Below are 19,052 nucleotides of genomic sequence, written 5' to 3' on the forward strand. Positions count from 1 at the left end.
ACATGGGAACGCTGCATGCTGCGAGCCGTGAAGCGCTCGGCCTCGCCGAGGAACGCCTCGGCGAGGTCCTGGCCGACGCGGGAGCCGACGCGGCCACGGTCGGCGACGAGCTGCTCTCGGTCGTCGACCTCCTGGACCGGGAGATCGGCCTGCGCCGGGCGGTGAGCGACGCCTCGGCGACGCCGGAGGCGCGCACCGCGCTGGTGCGCCGGCTGTTCGACGGCAAGCTGTCCGAACCGGCCCTGAAGGTGCTCGACGCCGTGGCCGGCAACCGCTGGTCCAGCCCTCGTCAGCTGGTCGACGGACTCGAGTCGCTCGGGCACTCCGCGCTGCTCACCGCGGCCGAGAAGACCGGCAACATCGACGCCGTCGAAACCCAGCTGTTCCAGGTCTCGCGCGTGGTGGCCCGCCACCCGGAGCTCGAGACCGCACTGTCGGACCTGGCCGGTCCCACGGATGCCAAGCGGAACCTGGTGCGCGGGCTGTTCGCCGACAAGGTCGACGTGGTCACCGAGACCCTTGTCGAGCAGGTCGTTCGCCGGGCCAAGGGGCGCGGTGTCGGCGTCGGGCTCGACGCGCTGGTCAAGCTGGCCGCGGACCGCCGTCAGCGCTCGGTCGCCTACGTGACCAGCGCGAGTGCCCTGACCGACGAGCAGGCCGCCCAGCTGGGCGCGAAGCTGAACGACATCTACGGGCGGTCGATCGCGCTGCACGTCGAGGTCGACCCCAGTCTCGGTGGCGGGCTCGTCGTCCGCGTCGGCGACGAGGTCATCGACGGGAGCGCGGCGGGCCGGCTGGCGGCGTTGCGGCGGCGGCTGGCCCGGGCATAGCCCCAGGTCACACAAGACTTTGCATACTGGCAAGAACGAAGCGAGAGCGGGAAAGACATGGCCGAGCTGACGATCTCCTCGGATGAGATCCGTAGCGCGATCGAGAACTACGTCTCGAGTTACGCCCCGGACGTGAGCCGGGAAGAAGTTGGCGTCGTGATCGACGCGGGTGACGGTATCGCCCACGTCGAGGGCCTCCCCTCGGCCATGGCCAACGAGCTGCTCGAGTTCCCCGGCGGCGTCCTGGGCGTCGCCCTGAACCTGGACGCGCGCTCCATCGGTGTCGCGATCCTCGGTGACTTCGAAAGCATCGAAGAGGGCCAGCAGGTCAAGCGCACCGGCCAGGTCCTGTCGGTGCCGGTCGGCGACGGCTACCTCGGCCGCGTCGTCAACCCGCTGGGCCAGGCGATCGACGGCCTCGGCGAGATCGAGACCACCGGCCGTCGCGCCCTGGAGCTGAAGGCCGCCTCGGTGGTCGAGCGCCAGCCGGTGTCGGAGCCGCTGCAGACCGGCATCACCGCCATCGACGCGATGACCCCGATCGGGCGCGGCCAGCGCCAGCTGATCATCGGTGACCGCAAGACGGGCAAGACCGCCGTCGCCGTGGACACGATCATCAACCAGAAGGCCAACTGGGAGACCGGCGACCCGAAGAAGCAGGTCCGCTGCATCTACGTCGCGGTCGGCCAGAAGGGCTCCACGATCGCCGCGGTCAAGAAGTCCCTCGAGGACTCGGGCGCGATGGAGTACACCACCATCGTCGCCGCCCCGGCTTCGGACTCCGCGGGCTTCAAGTGGATCGCGCCGTACACCGGCTCGGCCATCGGCCAGCACTGGATGTACGAGGGCAAGCACGTCCTCATCGTGTTCGACGACCTGACCAAGCAGGCCGACGCGTACCGCGCGATCTCGCTGCTGCTGCGCCGCCCGCCGGGCCGCGAGGCGTTCCCCGGCGACGTCTTCTACTTGCACTCCCGTCTCCTCGAGCGGTGCGCGAAGCTCTCGGACGAGCTGGGCGCCGGCTCGCTGACCGGTCTCCCGATCATCGAGACCAAGGCGAACGACGTGTCGGCCTACATCCCGACCAACGTCATCTCGATCACCGACGGCCAGTGCTTCTTCCAGTCGGACCTGTTCAACGCCGGCCAGCGCCCGGCCATCGACGTGGGTATCTCGGTGTCCCGCGTGGGTGGTGCCGCCCAGGTCAAGGCGATGAAGGACGTTTCGGGTTCGCTCCGGATCGACCTGTCGCAGTACCGTGAGCTGGAGGCGTTCGCCGCCTTCGCCTCGGACCTCGACGACGCGTCGAAGGCGCAGCTCGAGCGCGGTGCCCGGCTGTACGAGGTGCTCAAGCAGCCGCAGTACTCGCCGATCCCGGTCGAGGAGCAGGTCGCCACGGTCTACCTGGGCACCAACGGGCACTACGACTCGGTCCCGGTCGAGGACGTCCGCCGGTTCAACCACGAGTTCCTCGACTCGGCCCGCCGCAAGCACGACGCGGTCCTCGGCGCGATCCGGGACACGGGCAAGTTCTCGAAGGAGACTGCCGAAGGGCTGGTCGCCGCGGTGAACGAGTTCAAGAAGGAGTTCACCACCTCCGAGGGCAAGTCCCTGGTCGAGGCGGACGCCGACGCGATGGACGCCGACAAGGTCGGGCACGAGACCGTCAAGGTCAACAAGCCCGCCCCGAAGAAGTGAGCTGATAGCTCATGGCCGCACAACTCCGGGAACTCCGGTCGCGCATCAAGGCGACCAAGTCGATCGGCAAGATCACCAAGGCGATGGAGCTCATCGCCACCGCGCGCATCACGAAGGCGCGGGCGAAGGTCGCCGCTTCCCGGCCGTACGCCGACGAGATCACCAAGGTGCTCTCGGCGCTGGCCGGTGCGGCGGCCAACCTCGACCACCCCATGCTGGTCGAGCGCCCGAACCCGAAGCGGGCCGCCGTCCTGGTCGTGACCAGTGACAAGGGCCAGTGCGGTGGTTACAACTCCAACGTGCTGCGCGCGACCGAAGAGCTGCTTTCCCTGCTGCGTTCCGAGGGCAAGGAAGCTCAGGTCTACGTCACCGGCAACAAGGGCCTGAACTACTACCGGTTCCGCAACCGCCCGGTCGAGGACGGCTGGACGGGCTTCTCCGACCAGCCGAACTACGCCGCCGCGGTGGCGGTCGGCGAGGCCCTCGTCCAGTCGTTCATGGCCGGTGTCGACGACGAGCACGGCAACGCCGACGGCATCGCGGGTGTCGACGAGATCCACATCGTCTACACCGAGTTCGTGTCGATGCTGACGCAGCGCCCGACCGCCAAGCGCGTCGCGCCGCTCGAGGTCGAGTACACGGAAGGGTCGGAAGAGGAGAAGCCCGCCGGTGAACTCCTCCCCAGCTACGAGTTCGAGCCGAGTGCCGACAAGCTGCTGGACGCGCTCCTGCCGAAGTACATCAACACGCGGCTCTACGCCGCCTTCCTCGAGTCCGCGGCGTCCGAGCTGGCCGCCCGCCGGACGGCGATGAAGGCCGCGTCGGACAACGCGAACGACCTGGTGGGGAACCTGACGCGGGAGATGAACCAGGCCCGCCAGGCGCAGATCACCCAGGAGATCTCCGAAATCGTCGGTGGCGCGAACGCGCTCACCGCAGCAGGAAGTGATGATTGATGACCAGTACTGAAGCCCCGCGCGCCAAGGGGCGCATCGTGTCGGTGACCGGTCCGGTCGTCGACGTCGAGTTCCCGCGCGGTTCCGTGCCCGACCAGTTCAACGCGCTCAAGGTCGAGATCGAGTTCGAGCAGCTGCGCAAGACCGTGACCCTCGAGGTCGCCAGCCACCTGGGCGACAACCTCGTCCGCACCATCTCCCTGCAGCCGCAGGACGGCCTGGTGCGCGGCGCGGAGGTCACCGACACCGGAGGCCCGATCACCGTCCCGGTCGGCGACAAGGTCAAGGGCCACGTCTACAACGCCCTCGGCGAGTGCCTCGACGAGCCCGGCTACGGCGAGGACCTCGAGCGCTGGGGCATCCACCGCAACGCGCCGTCCTTCGACCAGCTCGAGGGCAAGACGGAGATGCTGGAGACCGGCCTCAAGGTCGTCGACCTGCTGACCCCGTACGTCCAGGGCGGCAAGATCGGCCTGTTCGGCGGCGCCGGCGTCGGCAAGACGGTGCTCATCAAGGAGATGATCACCCGCGTCGCCCGGAACTTCGGTGGTACGTCGGTGTTCGCCGGGGTCGGCGAGCGCACCCGTGAGGGCAACGACCTCTTCCTGGAGATGTCCGAGGACGGCGTCATCAACGACACCGCCCTCGTGTTCGGCCAGATGGACGAGCCGCCGGGCACGCGTATGCGCGTCGCGCTGTCCGCGCTGACCATGGCGGAGTACTTCCGCGACGTCCAGAACCAGGACGTGCTGCTGTTCATCGACAACATCTTCCGGTTCACCCAGGCCGGCTCCGAGGTGTCGACCCTGCTGGGCCGCATGCCGTCGGCCGTGGGTTACCAGCCCACGCTGGCCGACGAGATGGGCCAGCTGCAGGAGCGGATCACCTCGACCCGAGGCCGGTCGATCACCTCGATGCAGGCGATCTACGTCCCCGCGGACGACTACACCGACCCGGCCCCGGCCGCGACGTTCGCCCACCTGGACGCCACCACCGAGCTTTCCCGGTCGGTGTTCCAGAAGGGCATCTTCCCGGCGGTGGACCCGCTGGCGTCGACGTCGACGATCCTCGACCCGGCCATCGTCGGTGAGGACCACTACCGCGTGGCCTCCGAGGTCATCCGGATCCTGCAGAAGTACAAGGAGCTGCAGGACATCATCGCGATCCTCGGTATGGACGAGCTCTCGGAAGAGGACAAGCTGACCGTTCAGCGCGCGCGCCGCATCGAGCGGTTCCTGTCGCAGAACATGCTGGTCGCCGAGGCGTTCACGAACATCCCGGGCTCGACGGTGCCGCTGTCGGAGACCATCGAGTCGTTCGACCGCATCACCAAGGGTGACTTCGACCACTACCCGGAGCAGGCGTTCCTGGGCATCGGTGGCCTCGAGGACCTCGAGAAGAAGTACAAGGAAATCACCAAGAAGTGATCTTCGGGGTGCGGCGGGGGTGATGTCCTTTGTGGACTTGCACCCCCGCCGTTCTCATAGTCTGAGTCAGACCTATTACACTCGGGAGTAACACCCCGAGCTAAGGAGTGCACGTGGCTGAGATGTCCGTGGAGCTGGTGGCCGTCGAGCGCCGTCTCTGGTCGGGTACTGCCACTTTCGTGGTGGCGCAGACCACCGAGGGTGAGATCGGCATCATGCCCGGCCACGAACCCGTGCTCGGGCAGCTCGTCGAAGGTGGCGTGGTCAAGGTGGCGACCACCGACGGTGAGACGGTCTGCGCGGCCGTACACGGCGGGTTCCTCTCCGTGACCGGCTCCGGGGTGAGCATCCTCGCCGAGAGCGCCGAGCTCTCCGACGAGATCGACGTCGAAGCGGCGAAGGCCGCATTGACCGGCGACGACGAGACCGAGCGGGCGAGGGCCTCGGCCCAGCTGCGCGCGGCGGGTCAGTCGGCCTGAGCGCGAGACGGGCAGGAGCCGGGCCGTGGAGATCACCTTGGTGGCAGAGGGGCTCCTGGCTGTGCTCGTCGTGCTGGCCGCCTGGTACGGCCAGCGGTGGATCCGGATGCGCCGCGGTGGCGGCGTGAGCGTCGCGCTGCGGTGGCGTCCGGACGACCCGCGCGCCAGCTGGCACCTGGGGCTGGGCCGCTACGAGGGCGACGAGTTCGTCTGGTACCGGGTGTGGAGCCTGCGGACCGGCCCGGACCGCGTCTTCCAGCGCGAAAGCATGCAGATCGCCGACCGCCGAGACCCGTCCGGCGGCGAGGCCTACGCCGTTCCCGAGGGCTCGACGGTGCTGCGCTGCGAGTCGGAGACCCAGGAAGCCATCGAAATCGCCATGGGCCCAGGCGCGCTGACCGGCTTCCTTTCCTGGCTTGAGTCGGCCCCACCCGGCCGCCGCCTCCCGCGCGCCTCCTGACCGGCGAGTTACGCCCCCAATCACGCGAGTTCCGGCTCCAATCACGCGAGTGACGCGTCGGATCACGTGAGTTCCGGTTTCCGAGCACTCCGTAGACTCGGGATCGTGACTCTCGTCGACATCCCCGGCTCCAAGTCCGTCACTGCCCGAGGCCTGTTCCTGGCGGCCGCCGCGCACGGCACCACCGTGCTCGGTCGTCCGCTGCACTCGGACGACACCGAAGGCTTCGCCGAGGGGCTCGCGAAGCTGGGCTACCGCGTCGACCGGCAGCCGGGTGCGTGGACCATCGAAGGCAGGCCGTCGGGCCCGGGCGTGGCCGAAGCGGACGTCTTCTGCCGGGACGGGGCCACGACGGCCCGGTTCCTGCCCGCGCTGGCCGCGGCCGGCACCGGGACGTTCCGCTTCGACGCCTCCGGTCAGATGCGCCGCCGCCCGCTCGGACCGCTGACCGACGCCCTGCAGGAGCTGGGCGTCGACCTGACCTTCGACGGCGAGCCGGGCCACCACCCCCTGACTGTCCGCGCGAACGGCATCAAGGGCGGCGAGCTGACCCTGGACGCGGGCCTGTCGTCGCAGTTCCTGACGGCGTTGCTGCTGGTCGGTCCGCTGACCGCCGAGGGCCTGCGGATCACGGTCACCGACCTCGTGTCGGTGCCGTACGTCGAGATCACGCTGGAGATGATGCGCCGCTTCGGCGTCGACGTCCGCCGCGAAGGCCGGACGTTCGTGGTCCCCGCGCAGCCGTACCGCGCGTGCGAGTACCCGGTGGAGCCGGACGCGTCGACGGCGAGCTACTTCCTGGCCGCGGCGGCGGTCACCGGCCGCACGGTGACCGTCCCGGGCCTGGGCTCCGACGCTCTGCAGGGCGACGTGCGGTTCGCGTCGGTGCTGGAGCAGATGGGCGCGCACGTGGAGCTGACGCCGGACTCGGTGACGGTGGCCGGCCCGTCGGACGGCCTGCGCGGGATCACGGTGAACATGCGCGACATCTCGGACACGGTCCCGACCCTGGCGGCGATCGCGCCGTTCGCCTCCGGTCCGGTGCGCATCGAGGACGTCTACAACACGCGCATCAAGGAGTGCGACCGGCTCGACGCGTGCGAGGAGAACCTGCGCGCTCTCGGCGTGGCGGTTCAGACGGGGCGCGACTGGATCGAAATCCAGCCGGGGACACCCTCGGGTGCCCTGGTCAAGTGCCGCCGCGACCACCGGATCGCGATGGCGTTCAGCATCACGGGCCTGCGCACCCCCGGGATCACCCTGGACGATCCGGAGTGCGTGAAGAAGACGTTCCCCGGCTTCCACCAGGCGCTGGGGTCCCTGCGGGCGAGCTGGGGGATCTAGGGCTGCCCGCCCGGCTGCCACAGGACGTCACCCTCGGGATTGGCCAGCCTTGCCAGGATGAACAGCAGGTCCGACAGCCGGTTCAGGTACTTCAACGCCACCGGGTTCGTCGTCTCCGGCTCCGCCTCGTACAGCGCCCAAGCGGACCGCTCGGCTCGGCGGGACACCGTCCGGGCCTGGTGCAGGAACGCCGCACCGGGGGTGCCGCCCGGCAAGATGAACGACGACAGCTTCGGCAGGCGCTCGTTGAACTCGTCGCACCAGCCTTCGAGCCGCTCGACGTACTTCTCCGTGATCCGCAGCGGCGGGTACGGCGGGTCGTCGGAGATCGGCAGGCAGAGGTCGGCCCCGACGTCGAAGAGATCGTTCTGCACCGCGCGCAGCACGTCGGTCACCTCGTCCGGCAGCCCGCCGACCGCGATCGCCAGGCCGAGCACCGAGTTCGTCTCGTCCGTGTCCGCGTACGCCCCCAGCCGCGGGGACGTCTTGGGCACGCGGGACCCGTCGCCGAGCGCGGTCGTGCCGTTGTCGCCGACCTTCGTGTACACGCGGTTGATGCGAACGACCATGAAGCCACCATAGCGGCCCCCGCCCGGGCCGAATCCGGGCGAGAGGGCATGATTGGCGGCCATGAGCGAGCACTTCGACGTGCATGGCGGAGCCCGGCTGGTCGGCGAGGTCGACGTGGTCGGCGCGAAGAACAGCGTGCTGAAGCTGATGGCCGCCGCCCTCCTCGCGGAGGGGACCACGACCATCACGAACTGCCCGCAGATCCTCGACGTCCCGCTGATGGGCGACGTGCTGCGGAGCGTCGGCTGCGAGGTCGTCATCGAGGGCGACACCGCCACCATCACGACACCGGCCGAGCTGTCGCACCGCGCGGACTCGGCGGCGATGGGCAAGCTGCGCGCGTCCGTCTGCGTGCTGGGGCCGCTGGTCGGCCGGCTGAAGCAGGCCGTCGTGGCGTTGCCGGGCGGCGACGCGATCGGCTCGCGCCCGCTGGACATGCACCAGAACGGCCTGCGCAAGCTGGGCGCGACGAGCACCATCGAGCACGGCTGCGTCGTCGCGAAGGCCGAGACGCTGGTCGGCGCCCAGATCTGGCTCGACTTCCCGAGCGTCGGGGCGACCGAGAACATCCTGATGGCGGCCGTGCTGGCCGAGGGCACCACGGTCATCGACAACTGCGCGCGCGAGCCCGAGATCGTCGACATCTGCACGATGCTCACCGAGATGGGCGCGAAGATCGAAGGCGCCGGGACGTCGACGCTGACCGTGCACGGCGTGGAGCAGCTGCACCCGACCGAGCACCGCGTGATCGGCGACCGGATCGTGGGCGCGACCTGGGCGTTCGCCGCCGCGATGACCCGGGGCGACATCACCGTGCGCGGGGTCAACCCGCACCACCTCGACCTGGTGCTGAACAAGCTGCAGCTGGCCGGCGCGGACGTCGAAACGTTCGGGGACAAGGGTTTCCGCGTGGTCCAGCCGGAGCGCCCGAAGGCGGTCGACTGGGTGACGCTGCCGTACCCCGGCTTCGCGACCGACCTGCAGCCGTTCGCGGTGGCGCTGTCGGCGGTGTCGGAAGGCACGTCGATGATCACGGAGAACGTCTACGAGGCGCGGTTCCGCTTCATCGAGGAAATGGTGCGCCTGTCCGGCGACGCGCGCACGGACGGCCACCACGCCGTGGTCCGCGGCGTCGAAAGGCTGTCGAGCGCGCCGGTCTGGGCGTCGGACATCCGCGCGGGCGCGGGGCTGGTGCTGGCGGGCCTGTGCGCGGACGGCGTCACCGAGGTCTGGGACGTCTTCCACATCGACCGCGGCTACCCGCACTTCGTCGAAAACCTGAACCGCCTGGGCGCGAACATCAAGCGCGTCAACGGCGATCCCGAGCGGAAGTGACTCAGCTGCGGTCAGGGGGTTCCGGGTGGCGGAGCCCCCGGCCCGGGGCGGAGCCCCGGTTGTCTCAGCCCAGCGCGCGCAGGGCGTACTCCACCAGCCGGTCCAGGTAGTCCGGGCCGGCGGGGGCCTGCCGGACCACCAGGCGCCAGTAGATCGGCGCCGCCAGGACGTCGAGCGCCATCTCGACGTCGAGGTCTTCCGGCAGTTCGCCGCGCGTGATCGCGCGGCGCACCATGACCTCCGCGCGGTCACGTCGGGGTCCGCCGATGCTCGTGCGCACGCTTTCGGCCAGCTCCGGGTTCCGCGCGCCTTCCGCGACCAGGTCCGGCAGGATCCGCGAGAACAGCGGGTGCGTGAGCCAGTCCAGCACCGCCTGGAGCATCGCGCGGACGTCGCCGCGCAGTGAACCGGTGTCTTCGACGTCCGCGCGCGGCACGCTGAACTCCGCGACGACCGCGGTGATCATCTCGTGTTTCGACCGCCACCGCCGGTACAGCGCGCTCTTGCCGACGCCGGCCCGTTTGGCCACCGCTTCCATCGACAACCGCCCGTAGCCTTGTTCGGCGAGCTCTCGCAGCGCGGCGTCGGTGATGGCCCGGGTGACTTCGGGCTGGAGGACCGCGGCGCCGGTCGGGATGCGTGCCATGGGCGCAGTCTAGCGGGTGGACGAGACGGTACCGTCCCGGCTAACCTGTCGACGGGACGGTACCGTCCCGTCCAACTGTCGAAGGAGACCACCATGCGGCCACGAGACCTCGTCGAGCACGCCCTCGACCTGCTGCTCGAGCACGACATGGCCGGGTTCGCCGGGCTGTGGGCCGAAGACGGCGTCGCCGAGTTCCCGTTCGCCGGCCCCGGCTACCCGGCGCGGCTCGACGGCCGCGACGCCGTTCGCGAATACCTGCGGGACTACCCCAACCTGCTGGACGTCCGAGAAATCACCGCCAAGACCGTGCACGAGACCACCGACCCGGCCGTGGTCGTCGTCGAGTTCACCGCCGCCGGCGTCGCCGTGGCGTCGCAGAAGCCGTACGAACTGTCGTACATCGCCGTGATCACCGTCGAGGACGGCGAGATCCGCCGCTACCGCGACTACTGGAGCCCGCTCGCCGCCGCCGAGGTCCTCGGCGGTGTCGACGAGTTGACCGCGGCCTTCGCCGGTGGCGACCGTGGCTGACGTCCTGGTCCTCGGCGGCACCGGCACCACCGGCCGCCGGGTCGTCGCGGGCCTGCGCGCCGCCGGCGTCACGCCCCGGGCCGCCACCCGCCGGCCGCGCGAGCCCGGCCAGGTCCGGTTCGAGTGGACCGACCGGGCCACCCACGCCGACGCCCTGCGCGGCGCCTCCGCTGTGTACCTGGTGGCGCCGATCGGCGAGGCCGAGCCCGCCGCACTGGTGGCGCCGTTCCTGGCGGACGCCTTGGACGCCGGGGTCCGCCGGGTCGTCCTGCTGAGCTCGTCGGCCGTCACCGAGGACACCCCGGGAATCGGCGAACTGCAGCGGCTGGTGCGCGCGGCGCCGGAGTGGGCGGTGCTGAAGCCGTCCTGGTTCATGCAGAACTTCACCGGCGCGCACCTGGTCGCCCAGGGCGTGCGGGACGGCGAGATCGTCACCGCCACCGGCGACGCCCGGGTCGCGTTCGTGGACGCCGGCGACATCGCGGCGGTCGCCGTCCGCGCGCTGACCGACCCCGGACCGCACAACACCGAACACGTCCTGACCGGGCCGGCCGCCTTGAGCTACGCCGAAGCGGCCGCGATCGTGGCCGCGCACCTCGGACGTCCGATCCGGCACCGCGCGGTCGGCACCGCCGAATTCGCCGCCCGGCTCACGGCTTCCGGCATGCCCGAGGAGTTCGCCGCCGTCCTCGCCGCCCTCGACGAGGACATCCGGCGCGGCGCCGAAGACCGCGTCACCCCGGCCGTCGAGCAGGTCACCGGGCGGCCCGCCCGCTCGTTCGAAGCCTTCGTGCGGGACGAGATCGCTTCTCGGTGAAGGACGTCAGCCCTCCAGGGCCAAGGCCGCGCCGAAGCCCAGAAGGGCGGTGCCCGTCGCACCGTCCAGCACCCGGCGGACCTTTCGCTGCTGCAGCCAGCCCCGCACGCGGTGCACGAAGAGCAGCAGCAACACCTGCCACACCAGGCCCAGGGCCGCGACCGTGTACGCGAGCAGGAGCGCGTCGGCCTGGTCCGTGACGCCCGGCGCGAGGAACTGCGGCAGCACCGACAGGTACAGCACGATCACCTTGGGGTTGGTGATGTTGGACAGGAACCCTTCGCGGAACCGCCGTCCGCGGGAAGCGCGGGCCTTCCGGACGTCGTCGAGGGCTTCGTAGTTCCCGCGCCAGGCGCCGCGAAGGGCCTGGACGCCCAGGAAGACGAGGTAGGCCGCGCCGAGCCACTTCACCGTCTCGAACAGCGGCCGGTAGCGCGTGATCACCGCCCCCAGCCCGAGCGCTGCCGCCGTGCCCTGCAGGAAGTTCGCGACGGCGATCCCGGCGCACGCCCAGCCGCCGCCGCGGGCGCCGCCGGTCAGGGCGTTCTTCAGCACGACCATCGTGTCCGGGCCCGGCATCATCGCCAGGAAGGCCATCACCCCGGCGAAACCGGCGTACGTGCTCCAGGTCATCAGGACTCCAGGGCGAGGGCGGCGCCGAAGCCGAGCAGCGCGGTGCCGGTGACGCCGTCCAGGGCCCGGCGCACCCGGCGGCGCTCCAGCCACGCCCGCACGCGGCGCACGAACACCAGCAGCACCAGCAGCCACAGCACGCCGAGCACGGCGACGGTGTAGGCCAGCGCGAGCGCGTCCCACGTCGTGGTGCGCACCGGGTCGAGGAACTGCGGCAGCACGGACAGGTACAGCACCAGCACCTTCGGGTTGGTGATGTTGGAGAGGAACCCTTCGCGGAACCGCCGGAAGCCGCCGCCCCGGCGGCGCTGGGCCTCTTCGACGGCGGGGTAATCGCCACGGAACGCGCCGCGCAGCGCCTGGACGCCGAGGAAGACCAGGTAGGCCGCGCCGGTCCACTTGAGGGCGACGAACACCGGCTGCGACCGGGCGATGAGGACGCCGAGGCCGAGCGCCGCGGCGCTGCCCTGCACGGCGTTGCCGGTGAAGATGCCGAGCGAGGCGAGCAGCCCGCCCCGGAACCCGCCGGACAGCGCGTTCTTCAGCATCACCATCGTGTCGGGGCCCGGCGCGAGGACGATCAGGACCACGATGACCAGGTAGCTTCCGTACACACTCCACGTCACGGCTGCCCACGCTAATCCACGAGTACCGGCCCGTCTCGCGGATTTCCGTCACAGCGTTCTTCTCCGACGCGCACGCGGAACTCGGCGGAACGGGCTCCGGCAGAGTAGTGTTCGGCCATGTCAGCAGGGGAAATCGAGCTTTCGCCCGGTGAACGCGTGCTCTGGGCGGGAGAGCCGGTCCAGCGCCCGCTCTACGTCGCCGCGGACGGGGTGATCGTCCCTGCCGGGCTCGTCCTCACCGCGGCCGCGCTCTGGTTCCTGCTCGCGCAGCAGCCGAGCGGTGCGGCCATGCTCAGCGCCGTCGTGGTCCTGGTGATCGGGTTGTACGGCGCGGTCGGGCGCTCGGTCGTCCGGTACCTCGCACTCGGGCGCACGACCTACGCCGTGACGGACAGCCGGATCATCGCGCGCTCGGGCCTGTTCCGGCAGAAGGAACGCTCGAGCGAGCTGGCCACCCTGTCGGCGCCGGTCCTCAAGCCGGGCCCGTCCCGCACCGGCACCATCTCGTTCGCCGGGCCGGGGACCGTGACGCTGATGGGCGTCGGCGAGCCCAAGCGCGTGCGTGACGTGCTCACCAAGGCCATCGACGAGGCCAAGGCCCGCCAGGCCCCGCCGGAGCAGGGCAGTTCGGCCGCTTGAGCCTGGCGGAGCAGGCCGAGGACCGAGTCACCCTGACGTGTCCGATTCCACTGCCACCATAAGTTACCGGTCGGTACACTCGACGAAACATCCACCGCCGGAGGTGTCCAGTGCCGTACCCAACGGACCGCGAGCGAGACCGACCGTGGGTGATGCGGACCTACGCGGGACACTCCTCCGCGGCCGCGTCGAACGAGCTCTACCGGCGCAACCTCGCGAAGGGGCAGACCGGCCTCTCGGTGGCGTTCGACCTGCCCACCCAGACCGGCTACGACCCGGACCACCAGCTCGCCCGCGGTGAAGTCGGCAAGGTCGGCGTGCCGGTGTCGCACATCGGCGACATGCGGCGGCTCTTCGACGGCATCCCGCTCGCCGAGGCGAACACGTCGATGACCATCAACGCGCCGGCCATGTGGCTGCTCGCGCTGTACGTCTCCGTGGCCCGCGAGCAGGCCGAAGCCGAGGGGCGGGACGTCGATGAAGTCCTCGCGAAGCTCGCCGGCACCACGCAGAACGACATCATCAAGGAATACCTGTCCCGCGGGACCTACATCTTCCCGCCGGGGCCGAGCCTGCGGCTGATCACCGACGTGATCGCGTGGACCGTGCACCACGTGCCGAAGTGGAACCCGATCAACATCTGCAGCTACCACCTGCAGGAAGCCGGCGCGACGCCGACGCAGGAGGTCGCGTACGCACTGTGCACCGCCATTGCCGTGCTCGACGCCGTCCGCGATTCGGGGCAGGTGGACGAGGCCGACATGGCGAAGGTCGTCGCGCGGATTTCGTTCTTCGTCAACGCCGGCGTCCGGTTCGTCGAGGAGATGTCCAAGATGCGCGCGTTCACCGCGCTCTGGGACGAACTCACGCGCGACCGTTACGGCGTAACGGATCCCAAGGCCCGCCGGCTGCGCTACGGCGTCCAGGTCAACTCGCTCGGGCTGACCGAGGCCCAGCCGGAGAACAACGTCCAGCGGATCGTGCTGGAAATGCTCGCGGTGTCGCTCTCCCGCGGCGCCCGTGCCCGCGCGATCCAGCTGCCGGCGTGGAACGAAGCCCTCGGTCTGCCCCGGCCGTGGGACCAGCAGTGGGCGCTGCGGATGCAGCAGGTGCTCGCGTTCGAGACGGACCTACTGGAGTACGAGGACATCTTCGACGGCTCCCACGTCATCCAGGCCAAGGTCGACGAGATCATGGCCGGCGCCCGCGAGGAGATCGCCCGGGTGCAGGACCTCGGCGGCGCGGTCGCCGCGGTCGAAAGCGGCTACATGAAGTCGCAGCTGGTCACCTCGCTGGCCGAGTACCGCCGCGAGATGGAGAACGGCGAACGGGTCCTGGTCGGGGTCAACAAGTTCGGGACGACCGAGCCGTCGCCGCTGCAGGCCGAGGGGGCGAAGGCGATCGAGACGATCGACCCCGCCGTCGAGAAGGCCGCCGTCACCGCCATCGAGGAATGGCGCTCCCGGCGCGACAACGACGCCGTCGAGCGGTCGCTGGCCACGCTGAAGGAACGCGCCCAGACCACGGAAAACCTCTTCGAGGCCACTGTGGACTGTGCGCGGGCCGGCGTGACCACCGGCGAATGGGCCGGCGCGCTCCGCGAGGTGTTCGGCGAATACCGGGCGCCCACCGGCGTTTCCGCCTCCGCGGTGGCCGGCGTGGGCGACCCCGAACTGGAGCGGGTGCGCACCCGGGTCCGGGAAACCGAGGCGGAGCTGGGCGAGCGGCTGCGGATCCTCGTCGGCAAGCCGGGCCTCGACGGGCACTCCAACGGCGCCGAGCAGGTCGCCGTCCGGGCGCGCGACGTCGGCTTCGAGGTCATCTACCAGGGCATCCGGCTGACGCCCGAGCAGATCGTCGCGGCCGCGGTGCAGGAAGGCGTGCACGTCGTCGGGCTTTCCGTGCTGTCCGGCTCGCACCTCGAGGTCGTCCCGCACGTCGTCGACGGGCTGCGCGCCGCGGGTGCGGGCGACGTCCCGGTGATCGTCGGCGGCATCATCCCGCCGGACGATGCCGCGCTGCTCGCCGAACGCGGCATCGCCCGGGTGTTCACGCCCAAGGACTACGAGCTCACCGGGATCATGGACGGCATCGTCAGCCTGATCCGGGAGCGGCACGGCCTCAGCTGAGCTCGGCCAGGATCTCCTTCGTGGACTTCACGGTGGCGAACTGGTTCGCCAGGTTCGCCGCCGTGACGCGGGACAGCTCGTCCGCGGTCACGACGTCGCCGTCCACGCCCGGCAGGTCGAACGTGAACGTCGCGTCGAGGGCGAAAGTCACGGCGTAGCCGAGGTTCCCGCCCATCCGCGCGGTGGTCTCGCAGCAGAAGTTCGTCTGGATGCCGGCCAGCACGAAGCTCGTGATGCCGCGCTTGCGCAGCCACGCGTCGAGGTCGACGTCGCCGATGAACGCCGAGTTGACCTTCTTGCCGAACACCAGGTCCGGCCGCGCGCCGTCGAGTTCGGACATGAAGTCGTTGCCCGGCTGACCCGGCCGCAGCGGCGAGCCGGGCTTCGGCGAGTCGTGGTGCACGAGCACCACCGGGAGCCTGCGCTCCTGCCACGCGTCGAGCAGGGCCTTCATGTTCGCTTCGGCGCCGGGATTGTTCCGCGGACCCCAGAACTCCGCTTCGTCGAACCCGCGCTGGACGTCGATCAGGATGAGTGCCGTTTCGGTCATGCCGTCGAGTCTCGCCATTCCGCACCGCCGCCGGGAGTGGCAGAAGACGCGCGATGCGGTACTTTTCTGCCATGCGCACGATCGGCGTTCTGCTGCTGCCGGGCACCCGGATGTTCGACCTCGCGGTGATCGGCGAGGTTTGGGGCCAGGACCGGACCGACAGCGGGATCGGCCCGTTCACGGTGCGGCTGTGCAGCCCCGGCCGGGTGCGCACGCCCGTGTCGCCGTTCGGTGACGTCGCGGCCACGCACGGGCTCGCCGGCCTCGACGGCTGCGACCTCGTGCTGGCCCCGGGCCGCGACGACCCGCTCGCGCCGGTGCCCGCGTCGGCGGTCACCGCGTTGCGGCGGGCACACCGGGACGGGCGCACCGTCGCCGGGTTGTGCTCCGGCGCGTTCACGCTGGCGGCCGCCGGCCTGCTCGACGGCCGCCCGGCGACCACGCACTGGCGCGACCTCGACGCGCTCGCCCGCGCCGCGCCGCGGGCGGACCTGCAGCGCGACGTGCTCTACACCGACGACGGCGGTGTCCTGACGTCCGCGGGCGTCGTCGGCGGCCTCGACCTCTGCCTGTACCTGGTCCGGCGCGACCACGGCGCCGACGTCGCCGCCGCGCTGGCGCGCCGGCTGGTGATGCCGCCGGCGCGCGAAGGCGGGCAGCGGCAGTACGTCGACCACCCGCTGCCGCCGCCGACCGGCCAGCCCGGCATGGCATCCACAATGGACTGGGCGCTGGCCCGCCTCGGCTCCGGGATCGGCGTCGAGGATCTGGTCGGGCACGCGCGGATGAGCGAGCGGACGTTCCACCGGGAGTTCGCCGCGGCCACCGGCGTGACGCCGGGGCGCTGGCTGCGCGTGCAGCGCGTCCGGTACGCGCAGCGGCTGCTGGAGACGACCGAGCTGCCGGTCGAGCGGGTCGCGCAGCGGTCCGGGCTGGGGACGGCGGCGAACCTGCGACGGCGGATGCACGCCGAGGTCGGCGTCGGCCCGGACGGTTACCGGCGCACATTCCGGTCCGCAGGGGTTAACGTCGAGGCATGTACCAGCATCTCCTCGTGAAGCGGGACGGCGACACCGTCACGATCACCATGAACCGCGCGGCGCGGCGCAACTCGCTGTCCGCGGACCACCTCGCCGAGCTGCTCGCCGCGTTCCGCGAGGCGGGCACGTCCGACGCGACCGGCATCGTGCTGGCCGGCGCCGGGCCGGTGTTCTCCGCGGGGCACGACTTCGGCGACGTGGCCGCGCGTGACCTGATGGGGGTCCGCGAGCTGCTCACGCTGTGCACCGACCTGATGAAGACCGTGCAGTCGGTGCCGCAGGTCGTCATCGCGCGGGTGCACGGCCTGGCGACGGCGGCGGGCTGCCAGCTCGTGGCGTCGTGCGACCTGGCCGTGGCCGCCGAGTCGGCGGGCTTCGCGCTGCCGGGCGGCAAGGGCGGCTGGTTCTGCCACACCCCGGCGGTCCCGGTGGCGCGCTCGATCGGCCGCAAGCGCCTGATGGAGCTGGCCCTGACCGGCGACGTCGTCGACGCGGCGACGGCGCTCGACTGGGGCCTGGTCAACCGGGTGGTGCCCGACGAGCAGCTCGACGATGCCGTCGCGGACCTGCTGGCCCGGGCGACGCGCGGCAGCCGGGCCAGTAAGGCAATGGGGAAGGCGACGCTCTACGCCCAGCTCGACCGGCCCGAGGCCGACGCGTACGCGATCGCACTGGAGGTCATGGCCGCGGCGTCGCAGCTGCCCGGCGCCCGCGAAGGGATGGCCGCCTTCCTGGAGAAGCGCAAGCCCTCCTGGCCCGACTGAGCGCCACTCCCGCGCGAAGTGGCGCCTCGCGCTGACCGCTCGCCGTACCATACGGTATGGTATGGCCATGGCGAGCAAGCGGGATTGGCTGGACGCGGGGTTGGTGCTGCTGGCGGAGCAGGGCGCGCCGGCGGTGACGATCGAGCGGCTGGCCGAGCGGCTCGAGCTGTCGAAAGGCTCCTTCTACCACCACTTCAAGGGCATGAGCGGCTACCGCACCGCGCTGCTGGAGCACTTCGAGACCGAGCGCACCACGCGGTTCGTCGAGCAGGCCGAGCAGGCGGGCGGCGACCGGCTGCGCACGCTGGTGGACCTGGTGGTCGCGCCGGGGCCCGCTCCGGGGCTCGAAATCGCCGTCCGGGCCTGGGCTCTCCAGGACGCCGAGGCGCGGACGGTCCAGGAGCGCATCGACCGCACCCGGGTGGACTACCTGACCGAAATCTGCGGCGACGCGGAGCTCGGCCGGGCGCTGTACCTCGTCGTCGTCGGCGCCGGCCAGGTCGTGCCGCCGCTGTCCGGGCGGCGGCTGAAGAGCGCGTTGGAACTCGTACTGGGGAGCCGAAAATGACCGAGCCCTACCTCGATGGTGCCGACTACGTCGAGTTCAAGGAGATCAAGAGCGAGAACAGCCTGCGCGAGTTCGTCGCGGGCGTGTTCGGCTGGTCGCCGGCCTGGCTGAAAGCCTTGTTCGGCGTCCGGTACCTGCTCGCCAAGGCCCTGCGGCTGGACACCGCCTCGGTGCCGCGCACCGGCCGCCTCCGGCCCGAGGACATCGGGTTCGAGCCGGGAGACCAGGTCGCGTTCTTCACCGTCCGCGCGGGCGATCCCGAGCGTTATCTGATCGTGGGTGCGGACGACAGTCACCTGACCGGGTACCTGACGGTCGAAGCGGTGCCGCGCGGCTTCCGGCTCGGCACGGTCGTGCACTTCCACAACCGCGTCGGGCCGGCCTACTTCGCCCTGATCAAGCCGTTCCACCACCTGGTGATCCGCGGCATGCTCAAGGCCGGTGCCGCTCGGCCAGCATGAGCTGCGCCCACGCGGCGATCGACTGCGCGTCGGTGATGTCGCCCGTGAGGATCATCTTCTCGACGTCCGCGCGCGCGAACCACGCGCTGCGCATGTCCTGCTCCTCGTGCTCGCGCTCCGGCTCGCCTTCGGTGATGTCCGTGGCGAGGAACACCCAGCCGCGCTGGCTGCTCATGCCGGCGGCGACGTCGAGCCTGCCGAGCGGGACCATGGAGCCGGCGCGCAACCCGGTCTCCTCGCGCAGTTCGCGGACGGCCAGCTCCGCGGGCGGCACGTCGGCGCGGTCGGGCGCGGTGCCCTGCGGGAACTCCCAGCGCCGCTCGCCGAGCGGGTAGCGGAACTGTTCGACCAGCCGGAACCGGTCGCCGTCCTGGGCGATGACCAGCGCGTACGACGGTTTGTCGATCACGCCGTAGATGCCGGCCGAGCCGTCGGAGCGGCGGATCGCGTCCTCCCGCACCGTCATCCAGTTGTTCCGGTACACCTCGCGGGACGCGACACGCTGAATGGGGTCCACGCGCCCAGTATCACCGACCCTGTCCTACCCTC

The 19,052-nt window shown here is 70.8% G+C and carries 22 protein-coding genes; 16 read left to right on the forward strand and 6 right to left on the reverse strand.

Annotated elements, in window-relative coordinates:
* Positions 1 to 2: 2 nt before the first annotated feature.
* The 7 genes from AB0M80_RS05860 to aroA all read left to right on the forward strand — a co-directional run bounded on the left by AB0M80_RS05860 (position 3) and on the right by aroA (position 7,194).
* Positions 3 to 830, forward strand: a complete 828-nt coding sequence (locus AB0M80_RS05860) for a F0F1 ATP synthase subunit delta (protein ID WP_364559462.1) — start codon at positions 3 to 5, stop codon at positions 828 to 830.
* 57 nt (positions 831 to 887) lie between these two features.
* Positions 888 to 2,528 (forward strand): F0F1 ATP synthase subunit alpha, encoded by a 1,641-nt coding sequence (gene atpA, locus AB0M80_RS05865; RefSeq protein WP_364559465.1) that lies wholly within the window; start codon positions 888 to 890, stop codon positions 2,526 to 2,528.
* Positions 2,529 to 2,539: 11 nt separating this feature from the next.
* Positions 2,540 to 3,484, forward strand: a complete 945-nt coding sequence (locus AB0M80_RS05870; protein WP_364559468.1) for a F0F1 ATP synthase subunit gamma — start codon at positions 2,540 to 2,542, stop codon at positions 3,482 to 3,484.
* The gene (gene atpD, locus AB0M80_RS05875; protein WP_308672702.1) at positions 3,484 to 4,911 is read left to right on the forward strand and encodes a F0F1 ATP synthase subunit beta; all 1,428 of its coding nucleotides are present in this window, start codon (positions 3,484 to 3,486) and stop codon (positions 4,909 to 4,911) included. Before AB0M80_RS05870 ends, atpD begins: the two co-directional genes overlap by 1 nt.
* A gap of 113 nt (positions 4,912 to 5,024) precedes the next feature.
* The gene (locus AB0M80_RS05880; protein WP_364559471.1) at positions 5,025 to 5,390 is read left to right on the forward strand and encodes a F0F1 ATP synthase subunit epsilon; all 366 of its coding nucleotides are present in this window, start codon (positions 5,025 to 5,027) and stop codon (positions 5,388 to 5,390) included.
* A 25-nt stretch (positions 5,391 to 5,415) separates the two neighbouring features.
* Positions 5,416 to 5,850, forward strand: a complete 435-nt coding sequence (locus AB0M80_RS05885) for a DUF2550 domain-containing protein (protein WP_364559473.1) — start codon at positions 5,416 to 5,418, stop codon at positions 5,848 to 5,850.
* Between the two features lie 105 nt (positions 5,851 to 5,955).
* Positions 5,956 to 7,194 (forward strand): 3-phosphoshikimate 1-carboxyvinyltransferase, encoded by a 1,239-nt coding sequence (gene aroA / locus AB0M80_RS05890; protein ID WP_364559475.1) that lies wholly within the window; start codon positions 5,956 to 5,958, stop codon positions 7,192 to 7,194.
* Here aroA and AB0M80_RS05895 read toward each other — a convergent pair.
* The gene (locus AB0M80_RS05895) at positions 7,191 to 7,763 is read right to left on the reverse strand and encodes a cob(I)yrinic acid a,c-diamide adenosyltransferase (RefSeq protein ID WP_364559478.1); all 573 of its coding nucleotides are present in this window, start codon (positions 7,761 to 7,763) and stop codon (positions 7,191 to 7,193) included. The two genes, aroA and AB0M80_RS05895, sit on opposite strands and share 4 nt — an antisense overlap.
* Positions 7,764 to 7,824: 61 nt before the next feature.
* Here AB0M80_RS05895 and murA point away from each other — a divergent pair, with 61 nt between their 5' ends.
* Positions 7,825 to 9,099, forward strand: coding sequence for a UDP-N-acetylglucosamine 1-carboxyvinyltransferase (murA, locus tag AB0M80_RS05900; protein WP_364559481.1), 1,275 nt, complete (start codon positions 7,825 to 7,827; stop codon positions 9,097 to 9,099).
* A gap of 64 nt (positions 9,100 to 9,163) precedes the next feature.
* Here murA and AB0M80_RS05905 read toward each other — a convergent pair whose 3' ends face one another.
* Positions 9,164 to 9,745, reverse strand: coding sequence for a TetR/AcrR family transcriptional regulator (locus AB0M80_RS05905; protein ID WP_364559484.1), 582 nt, complete (start codon positions 9,743 to 9,745; stop codon positions 9,164 to 9,166).
* Between the two features lie 93 nt (positions 9,746 to 9,838).
* On the opposite strand from AB0M80_RS05905, the gene AB0M80_RS05910 reads away from it, so the two are divergent.
* Both AB0M80_RS05910 and AB0M80_RS05915 read left to right on the forward strand, forming a co-directional pair.
* Positions 9,839 to 10,276: a nuclear transport factor 2 family protein gene (locus AB0M80_RS05910; protein ID WP_364559488.1), complete on the forward strand. Its 438-nt coding sequence runs from the start codon at positions 9,839 to 9,841 to the stop codon at positions 10,274 to 10,276.
* Positions 10,269 to 11,093 carry an NAD(P)H-binding protein gene (locus AB0M80_RS05915; protein ID WP_364559491.1) on the forward strand — a complete coding sequence of 275 codons (825 nt, stop codon included), beginning with the start codon at positions 10,269 to 10,271 and terminating at the stop codon, positions 11,091 to 11,093. The genes AB0M80_RS05910 and AB0M80_RS05915 overlap by 8 nt, the downstream gene beginning before the upstream one ends.
* A gap of 6 nt (positions 11,094 to 11,099) precedes the next feature.
* Here AB0M80_RS05915 and AB0M80_RS05920 read toward each other — a convergent pair whose 3' ends face one another.
* Both AB0M80_RS05920 and AB0M80_RS05925 read right to left on the reverse strand, forming a co-directional pair.
* A complete protein-coding gene (locus tag AB0M80_RS05920) occupies positions 11,100 to 11,726 on the reverse strand; it encodes a LysE family translocator (RefSeq protein ID WP_364559493.1) in 627 nt (208 codons plus the stop codon).
* Positions 11,726 to 12,352 (reverse strand): LysE family translocator, encoded by a 627-nt coding sequence (locus tag AB0M80_RS05925; protein WP_364559496.1) that lies wholly within the window; start codon positions 12,350 to 12,352, stop codon positions 11,726 to 11,728. The genes AB0M80_RS05920 and AB0M80_RS05925 overlap by 1 nt, the downstream gene beginning before the upstream one ends.
* Before the next feature lie 117 nt (positions 12,353 to 12,469).
* On the opposite strand from AB0M80_RS05925, the gene AB0M80_RS05930 reads away from it, so the two are divergent.
* Both AB0M80_RS05930 and AB0M80_RS05935 read left to right on the forward strand, forming a co-directional pair.
* On the forward strand, positions 12,470 to 12,991 hold the full coding sequence (locus tag AB0M80_RS05930; protein ID WP_364559499.1) for a PH domain-containing protein: 522 nt from the start codon (positions 12,470 to 12,472) through the stop codon (positions 12,989 to 12,991).
* A 110-nt stretch (positions 12,992 to 13,101) separates the two neighbouring features.
* Positions 13,102 to 15,120, forward strand: a complete 2,019-nt coding sequence (locus AB0M80_RS05935) for a protein meaA (protein ID WP_364559502.1) — start codon at positions 13,102 to 13,104, stop codon at positions 15,118 to 15,120.
* On the opposite strand, the gene AB0M80_RS05940 is transcribed toward AB0M80_RS05935, so the two are convergent.
* Positions 15,113 to 15,670 carry a cysteine hydrolase family protein gene (locus AB0M80_RS05940; RefSeq protein WP_364559505.1) on the reverse strand — a complete coding sequence of 186 codons (558 nt, stop codon included), beginning with the start codon at positions 15,668 to 15,670 and terminating at the stop codon, positions 15,113 to 15,115. The genes AB0M80_RS05935 and AB0M80_RS05940 overlap by 8 nt on opposite strands.
* 71 nt (positions 15,671 to 15,741) lie before the next feature.
* Here AB0M80_RS05940 and AB0M80_RS05945 point away from each other — a divergent pair, with 71 nt between their 5' ends.
* From AB0M80_RS05945 to AB0M80_RS05960, 4 genes are all read left to right on the forward strand, one after another.
* Positions 15,742 to 16,728 (forward strand): helix-turn-helix domain-containing protein, encoded by a 987-nt coding sequence (locus AB0M80_RS05945; protein WP_364559508.1) that lies wholly within the window; start codon positions 15,742 to 15,744, stop codon positions 16,726 to 16,728.
* Positions 16,707 to 17,474, forward strand: coding sequence for an enoyl-CoA hydratase-related protein (locus tag AB0M80_RS05950; RefSeq protein ID WP_364559510.1), 768 nt, complete (start codon positions 16,707 to 16,709; stop codon positions 17,472 to 17,474). Before AB0M80_RS05945 ends, AB0M80_RS05950 begins: the two co-directional genes overlap by 22 nt.
* 67 nt (positions 17,475 to 17,541) lie before the next feature.
* Positions 17,542 to 18,042 carry a helix-turn-helix domain-containing protein gene (locus AB0M80_RS05955; protein ID WP_364559513.1) on the forward strand — a complete coding sequence of 167 codons (501 nt, stop codon included), beginning with the start codon at positions 17,542 to 17,544 and terminating at the stop codon, positions 18,040 to 18,042.
* Positions 18,039 to 18,503, forward strand: coding sequence for a DUF2867 domain-containing protein (locus AB0M80_RS05960; protein WP_364559515.1), 465 nt, complete (start codon positions 18,039 to 18,041; stop codon positions 18,501 to 18,503). The genes AB0M80_RS05955 and AB0M80_RS05960 overlap by 4 nt, the downstream gene beginning before the upstream one ends.
* On the opposite strand, the gene AB0M80_RS05965 is transcribed toward AB0M80_RS05960, so the two are convergent.
* A complete protein-coding gene (locus AB0M80_RS05965) occupies positions 18,475 to 19,020 on the reverse strand; it encodes an NUDIX hydrolase (protein WP_364559518.1) in 546 nt (181 codons plus the stop codon). The two genes, AB0M80_RS05960 and AB0M80_RS05965, sit on opposite strands and share 29 nt — an antisense overlap.
* Positions 19,021 to 19,052: the final 32 nt, after the last annotated feature.

Origin of the sequence: Amycolatopsis sp. NPDC051045 (genome assembly GCF_040682955.1) — a bacterium.
Lineage (GTDB): Bacteria > Actinomycetota > Actinomycetes > Mycobacteriales > Pseudonocardiaceae > Amycolatopsis.

Coding starts and splice junctions, on each gene's coding strand:
- AB0M80_RS05860 (WP_364559462.1), top strand. CDS start 3: ATGGGAACGCTGCATGCTGCGAGCCGTGAAGCGCTCGGCCTCGCCGAG.
- atpA (WP_364559465.1), top strand. CDS start 888: ATGGCCGAGCTGACGATCTCCTCGGATGAGATCCGTAGCGCGATCGAG.
- AB0M80_RS05870 (WP_364559468.1), top strand. CDS start 2,540: ATGGCCGCACAACTCCGGGAACTCCGGTCGCGCATCAAGGCGACCAAG.
- atpD (WP_308672702.1), top strand. CDS start 3,484: ATGACCAGTACTGAAGCCCCGCGCGCCAAGGGGCGCATCGTGTCGGTG.
- AB0M80_RS05895 (WP_364559478.1), bottom strand. CDS start 7,763: ATGGTCGTTCGCATCAACCGCGTGTACACGAAGGTCGGCGACAACGGC.
- murA (WP_364559481.1), top strand. CDS start 7,825: ATGAGCGAGCACTTCGACGTGCATGGCGGAGCCCGGCTGGTCGGCGAG.
- AB0M80_RS05905 (WP_364559484.1), bottom strand. CDS start 9,745: ATGGCACGCATCCCGACCGGCGCCGCGGTCCTCCAGCCCGAAGTCACC.
- AB0M80_RS05910 (WP_364559488.1), top strand. CDS start 9,839: ATGCGGCCACGAGACCTCGTCGAGCACGCCCTCGACCTGCTGCTCGAG.
- AB0M80_RS05920 (WP_364559493.1), bottom strand. CDS start 11,726: ATGACCTGGAGCACGTACGCCGGTTTCGCCGGGGTGATGGCCTTCCTG.
- AB0M80_RS05930 (WP_364559499.1), top strand. CDS start 12,470: ATGTCAGCAGGGGAAATCGAGCTTTCGCCCGGTGAACGCGTGCTCTGG.
- AB0M80_RS05940 (WP_364559505.1), bottom strand. CDS start 15,670: ATGACCGAAACGGCACTCATCCTGATCGACGTCCAGCGCGGGTTCGAC.
- AB0M80_RS05945 (WP_364559508.1), top strand. CDS start 15,742: ATGCGCACGATCGGCGTTCTGCTGCTGCCGGGCACCCGGATGTTCGAC.
- AB0M80_RS05950 (WP_364559510.1), top strand. CDS start 16,707: ATGTACCAGCATCTCCTCGTGAAGCGGGACGGCGACACCGTCACGATC.
- AB0M80_RS05955 (WP_364559513.1), top strand. CDS start 17,542: ATGGCGAGCAAGCGGGATTGGCTGGACGCGGGGTTGGTGCTGCTGGCG.
- AB0M80_RS05960 (WP_364559515.1), top strand. CDS start 18,039: ATGACCGAGCCCTACCTCGATGGTGCCGACTACGTCGAGTTCAAGGAG.